At 37.0% G+C, this 21897-nt stretch carries 21 protein-coding genes; 14 read left to right on the forward strand and 7 right to left on the reverse strand.

What is annotated here, in order from left to right:
- Window positions 1-218: 218 nt before the first annotated feature.
- The 6 genes from V5290_RS02380 (at window position 219) to V5290_RS02405 (ending at window position 4088) form a co-directional block, all read left to right on the forward strand.
- Window positions 219-764, forward strand: a complete 546-nt coding sequence (locus tag V5290_RS02380; RefSeq protein ID WP_333381423.1) for an FMN-dependent NADH-azoreductase — start codon at window positions 219-221, stop codon at window positions 762-764.
- Window positions 765-850: 86 nt separating this feature from the next.
- Complete coding sequence (locus V5290_RS02385) at window positions 851-1294, forward strand: DoxX family protein (protein WP_333381425.1); 444 nt, start codon at window positions 851-853, stop codon at window positions 1292-1294.
- A 345-nt stretch (window positions 1295-1639) separates the two neighbouring features.
- Window positions 1640-1858 carry a DUF6500 family protein gene (locus V5290_RS02390; RefSeq protein WP_333381426.1) on the forward strand — a complete coding sequence of 73 codons (219 nt, stop codon included), beginning with the start codon at window positions 1640-1642 and terminating at the stop codon, window positions 1856-1858.
- Window positions 1859-1964: 106 nt separating this feature from the next.
- Window positions 1965-2564 carry a pentapeptide repeat-containing protein gene (locus V5290_RS02395; RefSeq protein ID WP_333381428.1) on the forward strand — a complete coding sequence of 200 codons (600 nt, stop codon included), beginning with the start codon at window positions 1965-1967 and terminating at the stop codon, window positions 2562-2564.
- A gap of 303 nt (window positions 2565-2867) precedes the next feature.
- Window positions 2868-3221: a MerR family transcriptional regulator gene (locus tag V5290_RS02400; protein ID WP_333381430.1), complete on the forward strand. Its 354-nt coding sequence runs from the start codon at window positions 2868-2870 to the stop codon at window positions 3219-3221.
- Between the two features lie 60 nt (window positions 3222-3281).
- The gene (locus V5290_RS02405; RefSeq protein WP_333381432.1) at window positions 3282-4088 is read left to right on the forward strand and encodes an SDR family oxidoreductase; all 807 of its coding nucleotides are present in this window, start codon (window positions 3282-3284) and stop codon (window positions 4086-4088) included.
- A gap of 169 nt (window positions 4089-4257) precedes the next feature.
- Here V5290_RS02405 and gcvP read toward each other — a convergent pair whose 3' ends face one another.
- Window positions 4258-7185 carry an aminomethyl-transferring glycine dehydrogenase gene (gene gcvP / locus V5290_RS02410; protein WP_333381434.1) on the reverse strand — a complete coding sequence of 976 codons (2928 nt, stop codon included), beginning with the start codon at window positions 7183-7185 and terminating at the stop codon, window positions 4258-4260.
- 114 nt (window positions 7186-7299) lie between these two features.
- Complete coding sequence (gcvH, locus tag V5290_RS02415; RefSeq protein WP_333381437.1) at window positions 7300-7677, reverse strand: glycine cleavage system protein GcvH; 378 nt, start codon at window positions 7675-7677, stop codon at window positions 7300-7302.
- 337 nt (window positions 7678-8014) lie between these two features.
- On the opposite strand from gcvH, the gene V5290_RS02420 reads away from it, so the two are divergent.
- The 4 genes from V5290_RS02420 to V5290_RS02435 all read left to right on the forward strand — a co-directional run bounded on the left by V5290_RS02420 (window position 8015) and on the right by V5290_RS02435 (window position 11840).
- On the forward strand, window positions 8015-8635 hold the full coding sequence (locus tag V5290_RS02420; RefSeq protein ID WP_333381440.1) for an XRE family transcriptional regulator: 621 nt from the start codon (window positions 8015-8017) through the stop codon (window positions 8633-8635).
- Window positions 8636-8701: 66 nt separating this feature from the next.
- Window positions 8702-9820 carry a glycine cleavage system aminomethyltransferase GcvT gene (gene gcvT, locus V5290_RS02425; RefSeq protein WP_333381443.1) on the forward strand — a complete coding sequence of 373 codons (1119 nt, stop codon included), beginning with the start codon at window positions 8702-8704 and terminating at the stop codon, window positions 9818-9820.
- Between the two features lie 401 nt (window positions 9821-10221).
- The gene (locus V5290_RS02430) at window positions 10222-11037 is read left to right on the forward strand and encodes a PhzF family phenazine biosynthesis protein (protein ID WP_333381445.1); all 816 of its coding nucleotides are present in this window, start codon (window positions 10222-10224) and stop codon (window positions 11035-11037) included.
- A gap of 89 nt (window positions 11038-11126) precedes the next feature.
- Window positions 11127-11840, forward strand: a complete 714-nt coding sequence (locus V5290_RS02435; protein WP_333381448.1) for a pseudouridine synthase — start codon at window positions 11127-11129, stop codon at window positions 11838-11840.
- On the opposite strand, the gene V5290_RS02440 is transcribed toward V5290_RS02435, so the two are convergent.
- Window positions 11827-12741, reverse strand: coding sequence for a M14 family metallocarboxypeptidase (locus tag V5290_RS02440; protein ID WP_333381450.1), 915 nt, complete (start codon window positions 12739-12741; stop codon window positions 11827-11829). The genes V5290_RS02435 and V5290_RS02440 overlap by 14 nt on opposite strands.
- Before the next feature lie 82 nt (window positions 12742-12823).
- Here V5290_RS02440 and trhA point away from each other — a divergent pair, with 82 nt between their 5' ends.
- The gene (trhA, locus tag V5290_RS02445; protein WP_333381452.1) at window positions 12824-13450 is read left to right on the forward strand and encodes a PAQR family membrane homeostasis protein TrhA; all 627 of its coding nucleotides are present in this window, start codon (window positions 12824-12826) and stop codon (window positions 13448-13450) included.
- A 57-nt stretch (window positions 13451-13507) separates the two neighbouring features.
- On the opposite strand, the gene V5290_RS02450 is transcribed toward trhA, so the two are convergent.
- The 4 genes from V5290_RS02450 to V5290_RS02465 form a co-directional block, all read right to left on the reverse strand.
- Window positions 13508-14344 (reverse strand): ABC transporter ATP-binding protein, encoded by an 837-nt coding sequence (locus tag V5290_RS02450; RefSeq protein WP_333381455.1) that lies wholly within the window; start codon window positions 14342-14344, stop codon window positions 13508-13510.
- Window positions 14345-14396: 52 nt separating this feature from the next.
- The gene (locus V5290_RS02455; RefSeq protein WP_333381458.1) at window positions 14397-15392 is read right to left on the reverse strand and encodes an ABC transporter permease; all 996 of its coding nucleotides are present in this window, start codon (window positions 15390-15392) and stop codon (window positions 14397-14399) included.
- A gap of 155 nt (window positions 15393-15547) precedes the next feature.
- Window positions 15548-16933, reverse strand: coding sequence for a CmpA/NrtA family ABC transporter substrate-binding protein (locus V5290_RS02460; protein ID WP_333381461.1), 1386 nt, complete (start codon window positions 16931-16933; stop codon window positions 15548-15550).
- Between the two features lie 222 nt (window positions 16934-17155).
- Window positions 17156-17770, reverse strand: coding sequence for an ANTAR domain-containing response regulator (locus V5290_RS02465; protein ID WP_333381463.1), 615 nt, complete (start codon window positions 17768-17770; stop codon window positions 17156-17158).
- Window positions 17771-18122: 352 nt separating this feature from the next.
- Here V5290_RS02465 and V5290_RS02470 point away from each other — a divergent pair, with 352 nt between their 5' ends.
- From V5290_RS02470 to V5290_RS02480, 3 genes are all read left to right on the forward strand, one after another.
- On the forward strand, window positions 18123-19436 hold the full coding sequence (locus V5290_RS02470) for an Hsp70 family protein (RefSeq protein WP_333381466.1): 1314 nt from the start codon (window positions 18123-18125) through the stop codon (window positions 19434-19436).
- Between the two features lie 202 nt (window positions 19437-19638).
- The gene (locus tag V5290_RS02475) at window positions 19639-20358 is read left to right on the forward strand and encodes a PEP-CTERM sorting domain-containing protein (RefSeq protein ID WP_333381469.1); all 720 of its coding nucleotides are present in this window, start codon (window positions 19639-19641) and stop codon (window positions 20356-20358) included.
- Between the two features lie 493 nt (window positions 20359-20851).
- Window positions 20852-21853: a TRAP transporter substrate-binding protein gene (locus V5290_RS02480; protein WP_333381471.1), complete on the forward strand. Its 1002-nt coding sequence runs from the start codon at window positions 20852-20854 to the stop codon at window positions 21851-21853.
- Window positions 21854-21897: the final 44 nt, after the last annotated feature.

The following is a 21897-nucleotide window of genomic DNA, read 5'->3' on the forward strand; positions in this document are numbered from 1 at the left end:
GCGCCTTTTATTGACAGTGTCTTCTTCAGTTAATCTAACTTGTCACGGATGGGAAAAGACAAATCTAACCTTATTGTTGAATTATCATAACATTCCAATCATTCGTTTTAATAGAATGATTTGTACTGGATTAACCAATTTTCATTCTTTAAATTTTGCTAAATAATAGTTTTATCGTTACACAAGGTACTGTTATCTATCAAATTATGGGGAGTCTTATGAAAAACATATTATTTATTACGTCATCATTGAATGGTCGCCAAGGTCAATCAACTATGCTTGGGGAAGTGTTGCTGTCAAATCTTACCGCTGGTGCAAATGTAAATGTAGTTAAACGAGATTTAGCTAGTGATAACTTGCCACATCTTACACAGGCTGAAATGGGGGCATGGATGACGGAAGAAAGCCAGCGAAACGAAGAACAAGCAATGTTAGCTGAAACGTCTGACAAGCTAATCAAAGAATTACAAGATAGCGATATACTGGTGCTAAGCATGCCTATGTACAATTTTGGTGTCCCTTCAACGTTTAAGGCGTGGGTTGATAGAGTCGCAAGAGCTGGAGTGACATTTCGTTACACCGAGAATGGCCCAGTAGGATTATTAGAAAATAAAAAAGCGATTATCGTCGCAGTAAGAGGTGGCATTTATGCGGGTACTGAGCATGATTCGCAGACTCAGTACTTAAAAGACTTCTTGGCTTTTATCGGTATTAAAGATGTTAGTTTTACTTATGCTGAAGGTCTTAACATGCCTGGAAGTTAAGGGCGATTAGCATCTGCACAAAACGAATTAACTCAGATAAAATTTTAATTAAAACCTACTAGTTTTTTATACGAAAGAGAAAATATATGGAATCTTTACTTAAGCGCATTACTCACTCTCAAGCAGGTTACTCTGCATTAGTTTTACGAGTTGGCACTGCTGTTATCTTTATTGCCCATGGAGCCCAAAAGTTATTTGGTTTATTTGGTGGCTATGGTTTAGAAGGCACTGGTCAATTTATGGAATCAATTGGTTTAGCACCTGGATTTTTAATGGCTCTGATGGCTGGTAGTGCAGAGTTTTTTGGTGGAGTATTTATTTTACTAGGGTTACTAACCCGTCCGGTTGGCGCTATTCTTACTCTAACAATGGCCGTTGCTATATTCACTGTGCATATTGGTAATGGATTATTTATAGCAAATAACGGATATGAATTTGGTTTAGCATTATTTGCCGCTAGCCTTTCATTGGCTTTTTCTGGTGCTGGGAAGTTTGCCTTAGATAATACGATTTATAAAAAACTAACTTAGATCATTTTTAGGTTTTTATATTAATCTTTCAACAAACTTGCTCTTATGGCTTATCAGTCTGTAAAGATTGATAAGTCACTTCTAATACAAAACCAATCATACTAATTAACATGTTACCGTCAATTCCTCGATAGAATATTAACGAGGTTACTTGATGAAATACTTAAATTAAGCCTCAAACTTAGTCATTTTTACTACGTAAAATTTAGACTATTTATTTAATGTTCGAGGTGCCTTTTCATGCTAATTTAAACAGTATTTACTGTTGCCTATTTCTAACCAATAGTTTAATTACTTGATTCAATAATCGTAGGTATTCAACACATTTAACTGTATGAGTAGATCATGAGAAAAACATTAAGGCTAAAAATCATAGACATATGCGATCAAAAAATAGCAAAGAAAGGTAATAATGTAGGTCTTTCTTTTTATGCTTTCTTTGCAAATAAAAATGACAATCCTGAATTACTTATGGAAGTAGCCACTTGGTGGATTCAAATCCATAAATTAGATCATTTCGTTAAAGCACATAAAATCAAAGAGATGATTCAAACCGGTTTGTAAAGTAAGTAATCAATTCAGATAAATAACGGTTTATTAGCTTCATTTTAAATAAATCATAGCCAATAATCAGAACTCGTAAATCAATACAACCCCTAAAGGACCTTGAGTGACAGACATAAAAAATAATACGCAGTATTTTGAGGAGTCTTTTGATAAGCAAGCCCTAGTGTCTATTGATATCTTGGAGTGCGAATTTGAGGAGTGTGAGTTTAACGATTGCGACTTTTCATCAGCTATATTTAAACAGTGTAACTTTCTGAATTCTTCATTTAATCGTTGTAATCTAAGTTTAATAAAAATACCTAGTTCGCGTTTTTTTGAAGTTGATTTCATTGACTGTAAATTAGTGGGGATAGATTGGACAGTGGCACAGTGGTCATCATTTAATTTATGTTCAGAACTTACATTTAGCCGATGTATTTTAAATGATTCATCTTTTTTTGGATTGTCATTAAATGAATTAAAACTCGATGAATGTAAATTACATGAAGTAGATTTCCGAGAAGGAGATTTTGCTAAATCGGCCATGACTTATTGTGATTTTACTAACAGCTTATTTATGCGAACAAATCTACAAAGTGTGGATTTCACCGAATCAAATAACTTCACCATCGATGTATTGGAAAATAGGGTCTCAAAAGCTAAGTTTACACGTTATGAAGCACTATCTTTGTTAAATAGCTTGGATATCGAGTTAGTTGATTAATAAGTAACAACATATTTATTTAGTAAATTACTGGTGTTAGACGAATAATCTATGATGGAAAATATCGTGGGCTATTGTTGATCTAAAAAGTCTTAAGTGACCAAGATTGTCGCATGGTAAATTATATTCTTAATTATTGTTAAAATTTACTGGCGCAGCACTCATTCACCGTATTAACTTTCTAAGTTGGTAATGCAGATTCATCGCTTTATTTTGGCCTTATTCTGATAAACAGAAAACTTTATACTTATGCCTAGCTATAAGATGTTAGGAAATTATCTATCTAAAATTATGAGGGTTACTATGTTAATAGGTCGTGTTTCTGAACTGACGGGAGCAACTCGCAAAGCTATTCGGCACTATGAATCGATAGGTTTGATTCCTCTTCCTGAGAGAAAAGGCAACTACCGAATTTATAATAACCATGATGTTATGGTTATCAGTATGATTTGCCGAGCCAAAGCCCTTGGCTTTAGCCTCTTTGAAATTAAAGATATTGTTGCCAAAAAGACGCAGGGAAAGAAGCTACCTATTGATTTAGTTAATCAATTAATAGATGAAAAAATATCAGCGCTAAAACAAGAATCTGAAGCGCTTTTACTTAAGGCTGAAAATCTAAAAAAATTTAAAGGAGATTTAGTTAAAAAATTCAATTGACCTTCACCTTAAGGGGAAGGGTTACAGTTAGTTTTTAATTAGCTAACAGAGTGGCTTATCATGAAAAAAATGAATTTTGAAAACACCACTATCTTAATAACAGGCGCATCTTCTGGGATCGGGAAAGAGTTTGCGAAGCAATTTGCCAATAAAAGAGCAAATTTAATTTTAACAGCCAGATCACATAGTGACCTTCAGGACCTAGCCCAAGAACTAAAATCTCAACACAAGAACATTTTAATTCATACTATTACTGCTGATTTGAGTGAATTGCACAGCCCTGAAATTTTATATCAGAAGATAAAACAGTTGGGACTTTCGATTGATTATTTGATAAATAACGCTGGGTTTGGGAAATTTTGTGAGTTTTCTGGTGAGAGTTTTGAAACTTATCATAAAATGTTGACCTTAAATATAAATGCCTTAGTGGAGCTTACTCATTTATGTTTACCTGCAATGAAAGATAAAAATAGTGGAGGAATTATTAACGTAGCTTCCATAGCCTCATTTCAACCATTACCATATCAGGCTGTTTATGGTGCATCTAAAGCATTCGTTTTAAGTTTTTCAGAAGCGTTATCAGGAGAGTTATTAGAGACTAATGTTCGGGTTATGGCTTTATGCCCTGGCGCTACAGAGTCTCGATTTATGGAAAATGCTAATGCTGATACATCAAAGATGCATTTAGCACCCGCAAGCGAAGTAGTTAGAGACGCACTTACTGATTACGATAAAAATAAAATATACACAGTATCGGGTAAATTTTATTACTTACAGTCTTTAATACCTCGAGTAGTGTCACGCAAAAAAACGGTCAAAATAGTTGTTAATATGTTTAAAGAGATGGTGGTAGGAAAATCGACTTAGTTTTAGTAAACATGAATAGTAACTCAGCATTTTCTTTAAGCAGATGGTAATAACTATAATCTCTAATCTCAGATTAGAGATAGATAACAAAAAGGCAACCAAAAACTGGTTGCCTTTATTTTTTATTTGTTTAGTTGAGCCGGTTAAACTTAAAGCCAACTACAAAACATTAATCTTCCATGTAGCTTTCAATACTTGGACAAGAGCAGATTAAGTTACGATCCCCAAATACGTTATCAACGCGGTTTGCTGACGGCCAGTACTTCGCACCTTTGCTGAATTCAGATGGGAAACAAGCGATTTCGCGTGAATAGGCATGTGCCCATTCAGTTTCCATTAGATCAACTTGTGTATGAGGCGCATTAACTAGCGGGTTGTCTTCTAGTGTGTATTCACCTGACTCAACTTGTTTAATCTCGTTGCGAATTGCGATCATCGCATCACAGAATCTATCTAGTTCTGTAAGGTTCTCAGACTCTGTTGGTTCTATCATCAGTGTACCTGCAACTGGGAACGACATAGTAGGAGCATGGAAACCATAGTCCATTAAACGTTTAGCGATATCTTCACCTGAAATACCTGATATTTCTTCGATTGGACGAATATCAATAATACATTCATGCGCAACACGTCCTTCTTTACCTAGGTATAATACAGGGTAGTGAGGGCGTAAACGTTCCATAACGTAGTTAGCGTTTAAGATAGCTAATTTAGTTGCTTGTGTTAAACCTTGCTCTCCCATCATCGCAATGTAAGCGTAAGAGATAGGTAAAATAGAAGCTGAACCTAGTTCCGCTGCTGATACTGCATAATGTTTATTATCAGCAGATTCAGTCACTTCAATGTGTCCAGGCAGGAAAGGAATAAGATGTGCTTTAACACCAATTGGACCCATACCTGGACCGCCGCCGCCATGCGGGATACAGAATGTTTTGTGTAAGTTAAGGTGTGATACATCTGATCCAATGAAACCAGGTGTTGTTAATCCTACTTGTGCATTCATGTTTGCGCCATCAAGGTAAACTTGACCACCAGCTTCATGTACCCAATCACAAACTTCTTGAATAGATTCTTCATATACACCGTGTGTAGAAGGGTAGGTGATCATGATGCATGATAGGTTTTCGCGATGTTTTTCTATTTTTGCTTTTAAGTCATCGTGATCAATATTACCTTCGGTATCACAGCCTACTACCACAACTTTCATCGACACCATTGCTGCTGACGCTGGGTTTGTCCCATGTGCTGAACTTGGGATAAGACAAACGTTACGATGCGAGTCGCCGTTACTTTCGTGGTAACGTTGGATAGCGATTAAACCCGCATATTCACCTTGTGCACCAGAGTTTGGTTGTAATGACATGCCATCATAACCAGTTATTTCACACAACATAGCTGATAATTTTTCAGCTAACTCTTGGTAACCAAAGCTTTGCTCTGTTGGTGCGAAAGGGTGCATTTGACCAAATTCAGGCCAAGTAACTGGTAACATTTCAGCGGCTGCATTTAACTTCATGGTACAGCTGCCTAGCGGAATCATACCGTGTGTTAATGAATAGTCTTTGTTTTCTAACTTCTTCATGTAACGCATCATTTGCGTTTCACTGTGGTGCGCTGAGAATACTGGATGTGTTAAGTATTTACTTGTGCGACGACATGTTTCTGGAATAGCAGCAAACTCGTCCTGTGCGATTGTTTCACTTAAATCGCTTACGCTTAATGCTTTACCTGTAATCGCTAATATTAAGTCTTCGACATCTTTTGCTGTGGTTGTTTCGTCTAAGCTGATACCTAGTTGAATTGGCGTGTTATCTGCTGCTTTGTCTGCATCACTGGTCGGCATTGGCGGGAACTTACGTAAGTTCATGCCTTCCGCTAGTGCGCGATGATAAATAGCTTTAGTATGCTCGTTGGTGTTGATCGTTAACGTATCAAAGAAAGCGCTGTTTTCTAGCTCGATACCTTCACTTTGTAATGCAGCTGCTAACACAGCAGTAAAGTGGTGAACACGACGACCGATTTTGAATAAACCTTCTGGCCCATGGTAAAGCGCGTAAAACGCTGCCATGTTAGCTAACAATGCTTGTGCGGTACAAATGTTAGATGTCGCTTTTTCACGACGGATATGTTGCTCACGCGTTTGCATTGCCATGCGCAGTGCTTGTTTACCTTTGCTGTCTCTTGATACACCAATAACACGGCCCGGCATGGTACGTTTAAATTTATCACGTGTTGCCATAAAACCAGCATGCGGCCCACCAAAGCCCATTGGTACACCGAAGCGTTGTGCACTACCAATCACAACGTCCGCACCCATTTCACCTGGCGCTTTTAGTACTGTTAGTGCCAGTAGGTCAGAAGCAACGGTGACTAATGTCTTTTTGGTATGCGCTTTTTCAATGATCTCAGTAAGGTCTGTTACGTTACCGGTAGTACTTGGGTATTGTAAAATAGCACCGAATACGTCGTGGTTATCAAGCTCTTCAATTGAACCTGTAATAATGTCGTAACCGATATATTCAGCGCGTGTACGAATAACATCAACGGTTTGTGGGTGAAGGTCATTACTCACAAAAAATGCATTACTTTTGCTTTTACTTGCTCGTTTACTCAATGTCATTGATTCAGCGGCAGCAGTTGCTTCATCTAATAAAGATGCATTTGCTAGATCCATAGCAGTTAAATCCATCACTGCTTGTTGGTAATTCAATAATGACTCTAAACGACCTTGTGATATTTCTGGTTGATAAGGAGTGTAAGCTGTATACCAACCTGGATTTTCTAATACATTACGTAAGATAACGTTAGGCGTTAGAGCGTTGTAGTAACCTTGACCAATGAAGCTACGATTAACTACGTTCTTCTCTGCGATAGTTTTTAGTGACGCTAACATAGCAGATTCGCTTTGCGGCTCTGCAAGGTTCATCTTCTCTTTAAGGCGGATGGCAGCAGGAACCGTTTGGTCAATCAGTTGGTCTAAACTGTCGATTCCAATAGTCTTCAACATAGTTTGTTGTTGATTTAAGTCTGGTCCGTTGTGACGTGTAGCGAATTCTTGTTGGTCACTTAGTAGGTCGAGTAATGTGTTGGCAGTCATATTTATCCTAAACAGTCGCAGTCAGTTACGTTTTAAAAAAAAGGCGAGTTCAGTTGAAGTCGCCTGGGTTTTAATTATTTGCAGTTAGTGCTGAATGAAGTAGTCAGCAAGTTGCTATTCTTCATTTGCTTCGTGATATGCTTCGCTAGACATTAAGTTTTCTAACTCTGCTTCATCAGATAGTTTGATTTTTACTATCCAGCCAGCTGAATAGGGGGATTCATTAATTAGCTCTGGGCTGTCTTCAAGTTCTTCGTTGATTTCTACAACTTCACCTGTCACTGGTGCATATAGATCAGAAGCTGCTTTAACTGATTCAACAAGTGAGAAGGCTTCACCTGCTTCAGCTTCATCACCCACATCTGGTAAATCTACGTAAACAACATCACCTAATAATTTTTGAGCCTGGTTTGAAATACCCATAGTGATAGTACCGTCACCATTGTCCAATACCCATTCGTGTGTTTCCGTGAATTTTAAGTTGCCTTCCATAATGTTCCCTTAGCTAAAATGCATTTTGAATGATTGGTTGCGCCGAAATGCCGCTCGATTTTGTGTATTTTTACCATATTGGGAAAAGATATCAATAACAAATGTTTCCTATAGTGAATTTATTTACTGGTTAAATATGTAACCAAATGGTCAGAAGTAGGTCTTTATCTGTTTGTTTTTAAGATAAGCGTTTAATATATGGACATTTATAGAAAAATTATTAATATGGAATAAAATAAGTTTCCAAAAGGAAACATAAATACTTTAACGTTAGTTAATTGATTTGTAGTAATGTGCTGTCCCCACGTTAATAGCATAAAAATAAAGGACTTCAGTGATGACTGATCAACAAGATATTTATCCATCGATGACCATTTCAACGGATCAATCATCTGAAAATATTGCCCCTATTAAACTCGGCGAACGATTGAAAGAGATCCGTCGTGGATTAGGACTCACCTTAGAAGAAGCGAGCCAAAAGACTGGGTTAGCACGCTCCACCCTATCAAAAATTGAAAATGAACAAATCTCGCCTACTTTTCAAGCAATGCAGAAGTTAACCAGTGGTTTAGATATTAATATCCCACAATTATTTGCTACACCTAAGAAAGTTAATACTACAGGTCGCAGAGACATTACCCGTAATGAACTAGGTAAAGCACATCCTACTTCGACTTATGAACACGAGTTACTGGCGACGCAATTATCGAATAAGAAAATGATGCCTTTTAAATCTCTAGTGCGTGCGCGTAGTTTTGACGATTACAGTGACTGGATCCGCCATGATGGCGAAGAGTTTTTGCTTGTTATAAAAGGGGAGATAACATTCTTCTCGGAATATTATGAACCTGTCAACTTGAGTGAAGGTGATTCGGTTTATTACGATGCTAATATGGGGCACATGTTAGCCTCTGTTAGTGAAGATGATGCGCTTATTTTATGGGTAACGGCTTCTTAGCAACTAATGTTTGCTACTGAGCTGTTTAATTAAGAAATACTTAACGTTTTATTGGAGATCTACTCAATGTCTGAACCACTATTAGTTACGCCACTACATGCTTTACATATTGAAATGGGGGCAAAAATGGTGCCTTTTGCTGGCTATGATATGCCTGTGCAATATGCGTTAGGTGTTAAAAAGGAACACTTACATTGTCGTCAATCTGCTGGCTTATTTGATGTATCACACATGGGACAGCTACGTTTAAAAGGTGCAAATGCAGCAGCTAGCTTAGAAAACCTAGTGCCAGTAGATATTATCGATTTGCCAAATGGCAAACAACGTTATGCATTTTTCACTAATGAACAAGGCGGTATTAGTGATGATTTAATGGTGACTAATTTTGGCGACCATCTATTTGTAGTTGTTAATGCTGCGTGTAAAACGCAAGATATTGCACACTTACAAGCTAATCTTCCTGAAGATGTTGAATTAGAGGTTATTGAAGATAGAGCATTATTGGCTTTACAAGGACCTAAAGCATCTGCGATTTTATCTGAGCTTAATACCAGTGTTAATAACATGGTGTTTATGGATGCAGCTAAAGTTGAGCTAGTTGGCGTAGAATGTTACGTGAGCCGTTCAGGTTACACGGGTGAAGACGGTTATGAAATTTCAGTACCTGCTGCTCAAGCTGAACAGCTAGCAAGAGTATTATTAGCTAAACAAGAAGTTGAATGGATTGGTCTTGGTGCCCGTGATTCATTACGTTTAGAGTGTGGATTATGCCTATATGGCCATGATCTTGATGAAACAACGACACCTGTTGAAGCTAGTTTGTTGTGGGGCATTAGCAAAGCACGACGTGTAGATGGGATTCGAGCGGGTGGCTTTATTGGTAGTGATATTATCCTTGAGCAGATTGCGACTAAACAAGTAAACCGTAAGCGTGTTGGCTTAGTAGGGCAATCAAAAGCACCAGTTCGTGAAGGTGCTGTGTTATTTGATGCTGATGACAATGAGATTGGTATTGTGACTAGCGGTACTTTTGGACCATCAAAAGGTGCACCGGTTGCCATGGGCTATGTGAAAACAGATAATGCTGTATTAGATTCTGTTATCTATGCTGAAGTACGTGGTAAGAAGCTGGCTATGACAGTCACTAAAATGCCTTTTGTAGCACAGAGTTATTACCGCGGTTAGTCAGTTTATTAATCTCGTTCAATAATAGCAATTTCAATTAATAGCTGAGATCTCCCTCAGCGAATAATATTGATAACCTATTTAATGTAATCGCTATAAGCAGGCATTAGCCTGCTTTTTCATTATATTTTTAAATAATGAAAAAAATGCCATTCTGTTTTGTTTGTTATTTTCGATCTGTATCTTTATTAACGGCTTTATTTAGTATGTACTGTTTTAACTATCGTAATAAATAGATTACCTAGTCAATATGTAAAAAAGTGCATTTTCTGGTTACAAATTTTCTAAACAAACCAAGTGTTTATATCAATAAAAAACTGAATTCAACTGTGCCCTCATCGTAAATTTAGATAAAATATTTTACGTCATCGTTATTTTTAATATTCATAGGAAGAAAACAAATGGAACTTACTATTTATGTTGTTGATGCATTTACCGATCAACAGTTTCAAGGGAATTCTGCAGCGGTTATTCCTTTAACAGAATGGCTCAATGATGATGCAATGCAAAATATTGCAACTGAGAACAACTTGTCTGAAACAGCTTTTATTGTTGAGATCAGTAAAGGGCGGTACGAAATACGCTGGTTCTCTCCTATCACTGAAATTGATTTTTGCGGCCATGCAACGCTCGCTAGTGCTTTTGTCCTATTTAATGAGTTAGGCGTAATTGGAGACATTGAATTTGTCACTTTACAAGTTGGTTCATTAACAGTGCGACAAGGCAAAAATCGACGGATTGAAATGAGTTTCCCTAATCAAAAACCACACATAATAGAAGAAGTCCCACAGGCACTAAGCGAAGGATTATCGATTCAACCTTTAAGTGTTTTGCAAAACCGTCAAGCTTACGTTGTGGTGCTTGGTTCAGTACAAGAGGTGCTTGATGTAACGTATCAGTCTGATTTACTGAAGCAGCTTTCACCTTTTGATGTAGTAGTTACTGCCAGCCATTCAATAAAGAATGATAATGTAGCGGATCATTATGATTTTGTGTCGCGCTATTTTTGGCCTGCTAATGGTGGGGATGAAGATCCAGTAACAGGTTCTATCCATGCTGGGCTCGCTCCTTACTGGGCTAATGAATTAAACAAACAACAATTAACTGCATACCAAGCTTCTAAAAGAGGTGGCACTTTATATTGTGACGTTAATGAAGAACGTGTATTAATATCAGGCTTTGGGATATTATATTTAAAAGGCACAATTTATATTTAACACTTATATTTTGTTTTTAAATTAAAATTACACACAAATATGAGTTTAAGTGTTATCACTAAGTAGCTTGATGATTGATCAGAGGTTTAATGCGTTTAGATAAGTTTGTATGTAAAAGTACTTTGTTAAGCAAGCAACAGGCTTGTATTGAGATTGAGGCTGGCAAAGTAACGGTTAATGATAAAATTATTTTGGATATTGCGCATCAAGTACATGAAAAAAATAACGTTGTCTTTGAGCAACAACGACTCATTTCAAGACCATTTCGCTATCTGATGATGAATAAACCAACTAATACTATCTGCTCTAATATCGATGAAGTTTATCCTTCTGTTTTAAATCTATTAAATAACGCTAAATATGATGAAAGTATAAACAATATAGACGAATTACATATTGCAGGGCGTTTAGATGCTGATACCACTGGCTTAATTTTAATTACTGATGATGGCCGCTGGACGTATAACATCACATTGCCCACCAATCTTTGTCCTAAGGTTTATCGTGTAAGGCTATCTAAAACATTTAACCCAATGTTGGTCGATATATTTAAACAGGGTATCCAGCTTCAAGGTGAGCAACAGTTAACAAAGCCCGCAAAAGTTAAAATAGTTGATGAAAAAGAGGTGTTATTAACTATTACAGAAGGAAAGTTTCATCAAGTTAAGCGTATGTTTGCTGCTGTAGGTAACCGTGTTGTTCGTTTGCATCGCGAGCAAATTGGGCAAATAAAGCTAGATGTAGAAAGTGAAAAGTGGCGCTTTCTAACACCACTAGAGATTAACAGTGTTATTCGAGAATAAAATCGAATGCAGCTTTAATTGCACAAACTTGTGCTTTATTGCAGTCATCAGGCGTCGCCTTTGCGCTGTCCGGATAAACTTCAGTGGTTGTAGAGTAGAGAGCATCGGTCATACCTGCACATAAGCCTAGTGATTTAACTGGATAGTTAATAATTCCTTCTCCTTGTTGTTTCGAGCCAATGATTTCACCTTTTTCATCTGCTGGCGCAATATGAGTTACTTCTTTAACTGCTTCAATAATGGCTTTTTGAAACTCCACTTGTTTGTTTTCTGAGTCACCAACTAAATAAAAACCATCCGGAATGGTACCCACAAGGTAATCTTCACCGTCACGAGCAGCCAATGCAGGTCTAAACTCACTTTCATCAGAGTCTGTGGTTTCATGTAAATCAATATGTAGCTTGATTTCACCCTTTAGTGAGGCGATAAACTGCATTGCATTTGCTGCTTCTTCACTGATACTGTTATTAACGAAGGAACGATTTGGATCAACGGTATAAGGGTTCCAACGTAAAATATGTTCATAACCCCAAGGGCTTATGCAGGGTAAAACGACAATATTGCACTTATTTTCATAGTTCTTTGCTTGTTCTTTAAGAAAAGTGATTGCACCGTGAACACCACTGGTTTCATAACCATGAACACCACCTGTGATTAACATAATCGGCTTGCTGTTGTCCCAATTTAGAGATGTTAATGCATAAAGTGGATAAAGAGTTGGGTTAATCGTTAATTCACCATATTGTGTCAAGGTAAAGTCAGTACTTAATGCTGTTAGCTCAGTGACGACTTCTTGTTGATATGAACGGGATTTAACAGTTTGATTAAACCATTGTTGTTTCTCTTTGTCTGACCATGGGACGCCAGCTTGGCCAATGGGATAAAATGCATTCGTTGTCATATCTTTCCTTATCGTTATTTTTCGAAAAACGTTTTAACTTGCTAATAAATCATCTTACTTGTTGAAAGTACAGGAGTCTTTAATGTATTACGGAGAGAAGTTTAATAGTATTACTCATTTAATTGGTGCAATTTTAGCATTAGTTGGGCTGGGTGTGTTATTAACCATTGCTGTGCAACAAGGTGATTGGCGCACTATCACTGGGTTTAGTGTGTTTGGAACCACTTTAGTGCTGCTTTATACTATGTCTACACTTTATCATAGTGTACAACCACCGAGCCTTAAGAAACTATTTCAAACATTAGATCATGTCTGTATCTATTTGTTGATTGCAGGGACTTACACGCCCTATATGTTGTTAACATTACAAGGTAATGATGGCTTGTTAATGTTATCGATTGTATGGGGACTCGCCATTTTTGGTTTAATTATGGATGTTGCCATTAAAAAGCGTATTGAATGGCTACAGATTTTAATTTATCTCGCGATGGGGTGGGTTTGTGTACTTAAGTATACAACTCTGATGCAACTGATACCTGGTGGAGGCATTATTTGGTTAACCGTAGGTGGCATTGCTTATACTTTGGGGGTTATTTTTTATGTATTAGATGATCTAAAGAAGCTCAGGCATGCACATGGTATTTGGCATTTATTTGTATTGATGGGATCTATCAGTCACTTTATTTCAATTGCCTTCTATGTCAGATAGTTATTAATAAAAAGAGGGCGTTAAGCCCTCGAATGTATTGTTGAAGCGATGTTTTTACTAAGCTGTTTTTGTTTGTGTACTTTTCGTAACCGTTTTACTTTTGATAGTTTCAACTTTACGTTGTTTCTCATATAAGAAGGTTAACACATCAGACCGTAAACGATTGTAATGCGGGTCTTTAGACAAACTTAAACGGTCACGTGGGCGTTCTAAGTCAACTTTTAATATTTCACCGATGGTAGCACTTGGCCCATTGGTCATCATAACGATTCTATCTGATAACAATACCGCTTCATCCACATCATGGGTGATCATAATAACTGTGTTATTAAGCTCGTTTTGAATCTCCATTAATGAATCTTGCATATGTGCACGTGTTAATGCATCTAGTGCTCCAAACGGTTCATCCATTAGTAGTACTTCTGGCTGCATCGCTAAAGCTCGAGCGATACCAACACGTTGTTTCATGCCACCAGAAATCTCGTTAGGGCGTTTATACATGGCGTGATCCATGTGTACTAATTTTAGATTATGTTCAATCCACTCTTTTTTCTCTTGTTTATTCATCTTAGAACCAAACACCTGCTCAACAGCTAGCTCAACATTCTGGTAAGCTGTTAACCAAGGTAATAAAGAGTGGTTCTGGAAAACAACTGCACGCTCTGGTCCTGGTTCAGTAACTTCTTTACCGCTTAAGATAACACCGCCAGTAGTTGCCTGATAAAGTCCTGCAACGACGTTTAACACGGTAGATTTACCGCATCCTGAGTGTCCAATTAATGAGACAAACTCACCTTTTTTAATTTTTAAATCTACATCTTTTAAAGCCGTAAAACTGCCTGTTGGAGTTGGGAAAACCATATCAATATGGCTTATATCAAGTAATGTGCTCATTTTTAGTTCCTTAATTTCTAATGGCTCAATTGTTTAAATTAAACAAAGGTGCCTAAACTGTTGTTGCTGATTTATCCCAAGATGCAAGGCGTTGTAGCTGTAGCATGCCTCTATCTAAGATAAAACCAATGAAACCAATAACAATCACTGCCGCCATAATACGAGCCAGTGAATCCGAACTACCATTTTGGAATTCATCCCATACAAATTTTCCTAAGCCTGGGTTTTGTGCCAACATTTCTGCTGCAATTAATACCATCCAAGCGACACCGAAAGACAAACGCATTCCGGTAAATATCATTGGTACAGAAGCGGGTAATACAATTTTTCTGATGTGCGTTAAAATGGGTAAACGTAAAACGCGACTTACATTTTTTAAGTCTTGGTCAAGTGATGAAACACCGATAGACGTATTGATCACCATAGGCCATAAACTACATAGGGTTACTGTTAATAATGAATTAACAAATGACTTTGATACCAATGGGTCGTTCGAAACATAAAGTGCACTGACCACCATGGTCACTAAAGGTAACCAAGCTAATGGTGATACTGGTTTAAATATTTGAATAATAGGATTAATAGCAGAGTTAAGGTTTTTGCTTAAGCCCATTGCGATACCCAGTGGAATGGCAATGATAGCGGCCAATAAGAAGCCACTGGTTACTGTTATTAAACTTGTAATGATTTGATCTAAGAAGGTTTCTTTACCCGTATATTTTCTTACTTTAGGTTGGTAAGTAGGATCTGCTTCGACTCGTTTAGCATTACGCACTTCTTGGCGTTCATAAAATTTATCTGCTTTTTCTCTTTCTGCTGTGTGTTCATTATAAAGTGAATTAAATTGGTTAAGTACTGCATTGGGTCCTGGGAATTCACCTAATGAAGTATGTATGTTTTTTGCCGCAATACTCCACAATAATAAAAATATCATTATACCTAATAGTGGTAGAGCAAGCATTTTGGTGGTTGCTTTGACAAATTGTTGAAGCTTTGCGCTTTTTGCCGATGAAAGATCTAATTTGCTACTTACTGAGCTAGTCGTCATTATAACTATTCCTTGTTTAACGCTTTTTGCTTAGGCTCACACCACCATTGGTGTAGCCTAAGTTTTAAATTCATCACACTAAGCAAATAAGCAGAATTAACTCAGCGTGATGGGTAATACTTTCTTAACTGTTTAACATTTTGATTAGACTAAATTTAAAGCTTGTCGCTCTTTTTAAGTCCAATTTCAAATGCATCAATGTAAGCGTTTGGTGTATTACCGTCGTAAACTAAATCATCAATAAAGTGTTGCTGTGGTGCTCGATAACCTGTTTCAGTATCAAAATCAGGGAAGTCTTTTGCATCAGCCATTTTTTCATCAATTAGTGATTGTGCTGCGACTTTATAGATATCTGGACGGTAAACTTTTTTCGCTAAGTCTTTGTACCATTCATCTGATTTTTGTTCTGAAATCTGCCCCCAACGACGCATTTGTGTTAAATACCAAATTGCATCAGAGTAGTATGGGTAGGTTGCATTGTGTCTAAAGAATACGTTGAAATCGGGCACGTCACGTTTATCGCCTTTTTCGTATTCAAATGTACCCGTCATACTGTTTGCAATAACTTCATAATCAGCACCAACGTAGTTAGATTGTGAAAGGATCTTCACAGCTGCAGGGCGGTTAGCATTGTCATTTTCATCCAACCACATAGCAGCTCGAATAAGTGCGCGTGTTAAACGAATGGTAGTATTTGGGTATTTTTCAGCAAACTCAGCAGTTAAACCAAATACTTTTTCTGGATTGTTTTTCCAAATTTCGTAATCAGTTACTACCGGTACACCAATACCTTTAAATACTGCTTGTTGATTCCATGGTTCACCAACACAGTAACCGTAGATAGTGCCTGCTTCTAGAGTAGAAGGCATTTGAGGTGGTGGCGTTACAGATAGGATGGCATCGCCATCAATATGACCGCTAGTATCACCTTTATGTGGCGCGTAAAAACCTGGGTGGATACCACCAGCTGCTAGCCAATATCTTAATTCATAGTTATGCGTTGACACTGGGAATACCATACCTAAATTAAATGGTTTACCTTCCGCTTTGTATGATTCTACTACCGGTTTTAAAGCGTCCGCTTTAATAGGGTGAACAGGTTTACCATCAGCTTGTTTAGGAATGTTTGGCTTCATTTTTTCCCAGATTTCATTTGAAACAGTAATTGCATTACCATTTAAATCCATTGAAAAAGGGGTGATAATATGTGCTTTAGTACCAAAGCCCATAGTTGCTGCAATTGGTTGGCCAGCTAACATGTGCGCGCCATCTAAACTACCATCGATTAAGCCATTTAATAGGACTTTCCAGTTTGCTTGTGCTTCTATTGTTACGTATAGCCCTTCATCCTCGAAGTAACCATTTTCGTAAGCAATCGCAATCGGTGCCATATCGGTTAATTTAATAAAACCAAATTTCAGTTCCTCTTTTTCTGGATAGCCTATTTTTTCAGCTTGTGAATAAGAGATAACGGTTGCCGAAATAGCGATGCTTAATGCTAGCTTTTTAGCGACAAACTTGACTGGTTTGATCCAACTCATTATAAAAATCCTTTTATTGTATAGTCGTTTTTTATGCAAAAAAAAGCGCTCATCAATCACCTAAGCAAGTCAGGTAATTAATGAGCGCCGTTGCTCTTTAACACATAAACGTCATTGTTTATGCTTTTTATCCTTCACTAGGTGTAAAGGCTATTTTTAACTTTGTTATCACCATTGATAACAAAGCCATTGGGTAAAAACTTTTTATTTCATGCTTTGCGGTTATTTTATGTCATGTTCGAGCATGTGATAAACTTCGATGATATTTTTCGAAACGGTAGCTAATGACTGTCCATTATTCATTGCCATATTTCTTAATAGTTTAAATGCTTGTTGTTCGGTTATTTGCTTTTCTTGCATAATATAACCTTTCGCTTTCTCAACTATTTTTCTATCTGCTAATTGTGTCTTAGTTTTTTTCAGTTCTGATAATAATGATTGACGTTGTTTAAACCGTTCGATAGCCACTTCTATTAAACAACGTAAGCGACTTTCTTTTATTTCACCAACAATATATGCACTAACGCCAGCTTTTAGGGTTGATTGAATCATTTCTCGAGCATCTTGTTTTGCAAATACTAATACTGGCAGAGGACATTTGTTGTCGATATCTGTGAGCTCTTGTAATGTTCTTGCACTGGGAGTATCTGTATTAATGATCACTATGTCTGCTAGCGTGTTTTTGCAAACTGTCGAGATAATTTGATCAGTATTAATATGTAACACGATATTAAAGTTAAGGTGAGTCAGGTAATTTTTTAATTCAGAATATTCACTTGGGTTATCTTCAATTAACAACACAGCGAGTTTATGATCAGTATTAGTTAACGCATCCATGTAATTATCTCCATTAAAATCCATTTTAACATTTAATTAACAGGCTCTATCTTGTGGAATATATAGCACAATGAGTGCCACTATTAATTAATACTTATTAATCAATGAATTAGGCGTTATTTCTCTATTGATTACTCTTAGGGGTAGGTGGTTTCGCACCAAATAGACAAAAAAAAGTCAAAAGTGCACTGAAAAAGGGCGTGTTCAATATAACCACTATTTTAATTCATTAATTTTGTGTATGAATTCGGCGAACAGGGTCTGGTTTGTTCTATTTAAAGCTTGAAATGTATGTATTTAGGATTGGATAAGGTAATATCTCGCTCTTTTATTTTTAGCATTAGGAAGCATTATGACAGCTGATTTTATTGGAATCGATTTTGGAACAAGTAACTGTGCGGTTGCCGCATTGGTGGATAATTTACCGACCTTAATTGTTGTTGATGAAAACAGTGAAAACCCATATAAAATACGCTCTGCAATTTATTTAGCACAGGATGAATCGGGTACAGATAGCCATGATGCGAAAGCCAATGAACAAACATTGAACGATATGTTAGCTGCTGGGGAGATTCTATTTGGCGAACGTGGGTTTAATGCCTTCCTAGAAACACCGCATGAAGGAAGGTATGTTAATAGCCCTAAAAACTTCCTTGGAGCCAAAATTCCAAAGCGTTTGTTGGATAGTTTTGAAATCCTAGTGGTACGCTTTTTATCTTATTTAAAACAATGTGCTGAAAAGCAATTATTACAAGAGATTACTAAAGCCGTGATTGCTCGACCAGTTAACTACCATTCAACCATGGGTGAACTGGGAAATAAGCAAGCAGAAGCCCTTATGTTACGTGCGGCACACAAAGTCGGTTTTACTGAAGTTGATTTTATTCACGAACCTTTAGCGGCTGCTTATCACTTTGAGCAAAGTATTGATCAAACAACAGATGCAATGGTTGTCGATTTGGGCGGTGGTACTTCAGACGTTACTTTCTGTCAATTAAGTCAAGAGAAAGCAAATCATCTTGATAGGTCTAATGATATTTTTGCAACTAAAGGCATAAGACAAGGTGGTATTGTGTCTGATAAGTCATTAGCAGCAGGGATCGTTTCTCCGTTATTTGGCCGTGGTGGTAGAACCGACACAGGGCGAGCTATACCTAATATGTTATTTTCAGGTGTTTACGATATTGATAATATCCCTTTAATGGGAGAGTTTTATTCTCCAGCCCGCGCTAAATTGATTTCAGAGTATATTTTCGAAAGTGAAGATCCATTACCGTTAATGCGTTTACAGCGTGTTCAAAAACAACGCTTAACACACCAACTTATGCATGCGATTGAATCTGCAAAGATCAACCTGAGCGACAAATCACAAACTGATCTATCACTGGCATTTATTGAAAGTACCTTGCAATTATCAGTAGAGCGTCAACACGTTTCAGATACTATGATTAATTGGTTGGACAAAATGTTTGTAATGATCGATGAAGCGATAACTGAAGCAGGTAAAGTACCTGAAATAATCTACTTAACTGGAGGCATGGGATTATCTCCTCTGGTGCAACAAGCATTAGGGCAGCGTTACCCTGATGTTGAAATAAATGTGGCAGATGCATTCAGCTCTGTAGTCTTTGGTGCATTATTAAAAGCACAACGACTATATTCATAACTTAAGTTAATTAATAATCAAACTCATCGGGGTAATTTCTTTGCTTAATCCTTGAATTTAATAGAAATAATCAATTTTTATTAAATAATTATTACTATTGATATATAAGGATTTGAAGTTAAGCGAGATATAATTATTTCTGGGATAATGATAAAAAATAATGTCACTATTATGGAAATAATAATAACGTTAAGGAGAAACGATGAGTTTTAAATATTGGATGATATTAGCATCAACTGTGGTAGCACCACTTGCCTCGGCAACGACTATCACATTTGATGAGTTAGACAATGGGACACGTGTAGATGATGAGTACTCATCATCTTATGGTGTAACTTTTAATGGTTATAATGTTGATAAAAATGAATCTAATCTAGCAGTTGTATTTGATACTACTTTAAATAATACCGCTGATCCTGACTTAGAGTCACCTTTTACTAATATAAACAACCCTAGTTTAGGTACTTCTAATCCTGGGAATGTATTAGTTATTCATGAAACACCAAGTACATGTGATGCATCTACTTGTAGTAATCCTGATGATGAAGGAAGCCGTCCTGCTGGATATTTCACGATCGATTTTTCTGAGAGTGTTACATTAAACAGTATCGACTTCTTTGATGTTGAATATGACGAAGCAACAAGTAACAATGCTATTCATTTATTTGATATCGACGGTGATGAACTGAATATTGATGAGTTTTACACACCTTACACGGGTGGTAATAATACCTGGGATCGTTTGTACTTTGATGTAGCTGATGTTTACTCAATTGAAATAAACTTTTTCGGCTCTGGTGCTATCAGTAATATTGATTTCACTAGTGCAACAACTTCAGTTCCTGAGCCAACAACACTTGCTGTTTTTGCAATGGGATTAATTGGTTTAGTTAGTGCGAGACGTAAACAGCGTAATAGCTAAAACCGAAATTAATAATCGTTATCCTATCTAAGGTCGCTTCGGTGGCCTTTTTTATTGTTTATAATTTAAACTTATACCAATTACATTAAATAAGTGATCTAAATTTTACGCCGGAAAAATGACTGAGTTCAAGGCGTAATTTAAGTTAAATAGTTGTTCTATTTGCGAAAATTACAACGAAGAAATAAGTTGTTTTAACAAGTGAAATAGATCAGTTAATTAGTGTGATTGGTATTATTTCGTTCATTACTGATTTAATAATGATGGATTATGACTCATTAGGCTATTTTATATGGGTGAACTTCCACCCATTACTCTATCGTTGAAGCGCTTTATTTTTTCTAAATATCCTCAGAAACACCGCCAATGCTAAGTTTATGAATATTGGCCTATGCATTGCTATATCTGTTTTACGTTAACAATATTTATGGCCGATAAGGTCGTCAATAAAAGCCGCGCATTGATGCGCATCATACGGATATAGGAGCTTCACATGTTAAAAAAATTCACTGTCATCTCACTTTGTAGCGCTGCATTACTATCAGGTACACAGGCTTATGCTAATTGTGATCCTGGTGAAATGGTTATTAAATTTAGTCATGTTACCAATGCAGATAAGCATCCTAAAGGAGTTGCTGCTTCATTATTAGAAAAACGTGTGAATGAAGAAATGAACGGTAAAGCCTGTATGCAAGTTTTTCCAAATTCTACCTTATATGATGACAACCAAGTTTTAGAAGCATTGTTAAATGGAGATGTGCAGTTAGCAGCACCTTCATTATCTAAGTTTGAAAAAATTACTAAGAAGTACCGTATTTTTGATTTGCCATTCTTGTTTGATGATGTTGCGGCAGTTGATCGCTTCCAAAACTCAGAAGCGGGCGACAAGTTAAAGAATGCCATGAATCGTCGTGGTCTAAAAGGCTTAGAGTTTTGGCATAACGGAATGAAACAATTGTCAGCCAATAAACCATTATTAGTCCCTGATGATGCGAAAGGACTTAAATTTCGCGTTCAAGCTTCTGATGTTTTAGTCGCTCAATTTGAGCAATTAGGTGCAAACCCACAAAAAATGTCATTTAAAGAGGTTTATGGCGGCCTGCAAACTAAAGTTATTGACGGTCAAGAGAACACATGGTCAAACACTTACGGCAAGAAGTTCTTTGAAGTACAAGATGGTGTGACGGAGAGTAATCATGGCATTCTAGATTACTTAGTGGTGACATCTGGCGATTGGTGGGATGGGTTACCTGAAGACATGCGTGATCAGCTTGCTACCATTTTACGTGAAGTCACAGAGGTACGTAATGGTGAGTCTATTGCGGTGAACGAGGAAAATAAGCAAAACATTATTAAAGCAGGCGGTACTGTACGTCCTTTAACAGCTGAACAACGTCAACAATGGGTAACGGCTTTAAAACCTGTTTGGAAGAAGTTTGAAAAAGATATTGGTAGCGATTTACTTGAAGCTGCTCAAGCATCTAACAATCAGTAATCTTTTCAACGGCATCCTTCGTTATCTGCTTAACAAGGATGCCA

The sequence above is a fragment of the Psychromonas arctica genome, assembly GCF_036697365.1.
GTDB classification, from domain to species: Bacteria; Pseudomonadota; Gammaproteobacteria; order Enterobacterales; family Psychromonadaceae; genus Psychromonas; species Psychromonas arctica_A.

Bases quoted from the DNA above. Each gene is read 5' to 3' on its own strand.
- V5290_RS02380 (WP_333381423.1), top strand. From the start codon at position 219: ATGAAAAACATATTATTTATTACGTCATCATTGAATGGTCGCCAAGGT.
- V5290_RS02385 (WP_333381425.1), top strand. From the start codon at position 851: ATGGAATCTTTACTTAAGCGCATTACTCACTCTCAAGCAGGTTACTCT.
- V5290_RS02390 (WP_333381426.1), top strand. From the start codon at position 1,640: ATGAGAAAAACATTAAGGCTAAAAATCATAGACATATGCGATCAAAAA.
- V5290_RS02400 (WP_333381430.1), top strand. From the start codon at position 2,868: ATGTTAATAGGTCGTGTTTCTGAACTGACGGGAGCAACTCGCAAAGCT.
- V5290_RS02405 (WP_333381432.1), top strand. From the start codon at position 3,282: ATGAAAAAAATGAATTTTGAAAACACCACTATCTTAATAACAGGCGCA.
- gcvP (WP_333381434.1), bottom strand. From the start codon at position 7,185: ATGACTGCCAACACATTACTCGACCTACTAAGTGACCAACAAGAATTC.
- gcvH (WP_333381437.1), bottom strand. From the start codon at position 7,677: ATGGAAGGCAACTTAAAATTCACGGAAACACACGAATGGGTATTGGAC.
- V5290_RS02420 (WP_333381440.1), top strand. From the start codon at position 8,015: ATGACTGATCAACAAGATATTTATCCATCGATGACCATTTCAACGGAT.
- gcvT (WP_333381443.1), top strand. From the start codon at position 8,702: ATGTCTGAACCACTATTAGTTACGCCACTACATGCTTTACATATTGAA.
- V5290_RS02430 (WP_333381445.1), top strand. From the start codon at position 10,222: ATGGAACTTACTATTTATGTTGTTGATGCATTTACCGATCAACAGTTT.
- V5290_RS02435 (WP_333381448.1), top strand. From the start codon at position 11,127: ATGCGTTTAGATAAGTTTGTATGTAAAAGTACTTTGTTAAGCAAGCAA.
- V5290_RS02440 (WP_333381450.1), bottom strand. From the start codon at position 12,741: ATGACAACGAATGCATTTTATCCCATTGGCCAAGCTGGCGTCCCATGG.
- trhA (WP_333381452.1), top strand. From the start codon at position 12,824: ATGTATTACGGAGAGAAGTTTAATAGTATTACTCATTTAATTGGTGCA.
- V5290_RS02450 (WP_333381455.1), bottom strand. From the start codon at position 14,344: ATGAGCACATTACTTGATATAAGCCATATTGATATGGTTTTCCCAACT.
- V5290_RS02455 (WP_333381458.1), bottom strand. From the start codon at position 15,392: ATGACGACTAGCTCAGTAAGTAGCAAATTAGATCTTTCATCGGCAAAA.
- V5290_RS02460 (WP_333381461.1), bottom strand. From the start codon at position 16,933: ATGAGTTGGATCAAACCAGTCAAGTTTGTCGCTAAAAAGCTAGCATTA.
- V5290_RS02465 (WP_333381463.1), bottom strand. From the start codon at position 17,770: ATGGATGCGTTAACTAATACTGATCATAAACTCGCTGTGTTGTTAATT.
- V5290_RS02470 (WP_333381466.1), top strand. From the start codon at position 18,123: ATGACAGCTGATTTTATTGGAATCGATTTTGGAACAAGTAACTGTGCG.
- V5290_RS02475 (WP_333381469.1), top strand. From the start codon at position 19,639: ATGAGTTTTAAATATTGGATGATATTAGCATCAACTGTGGTAGCACCA.
- V5290_RS02480 (WP_333381471.1), top strand. From the start codon at position 20,852: ATGTTAAAAAAATTCACTGTCATCTCACTTTGTAGCGCTGCATTACTA.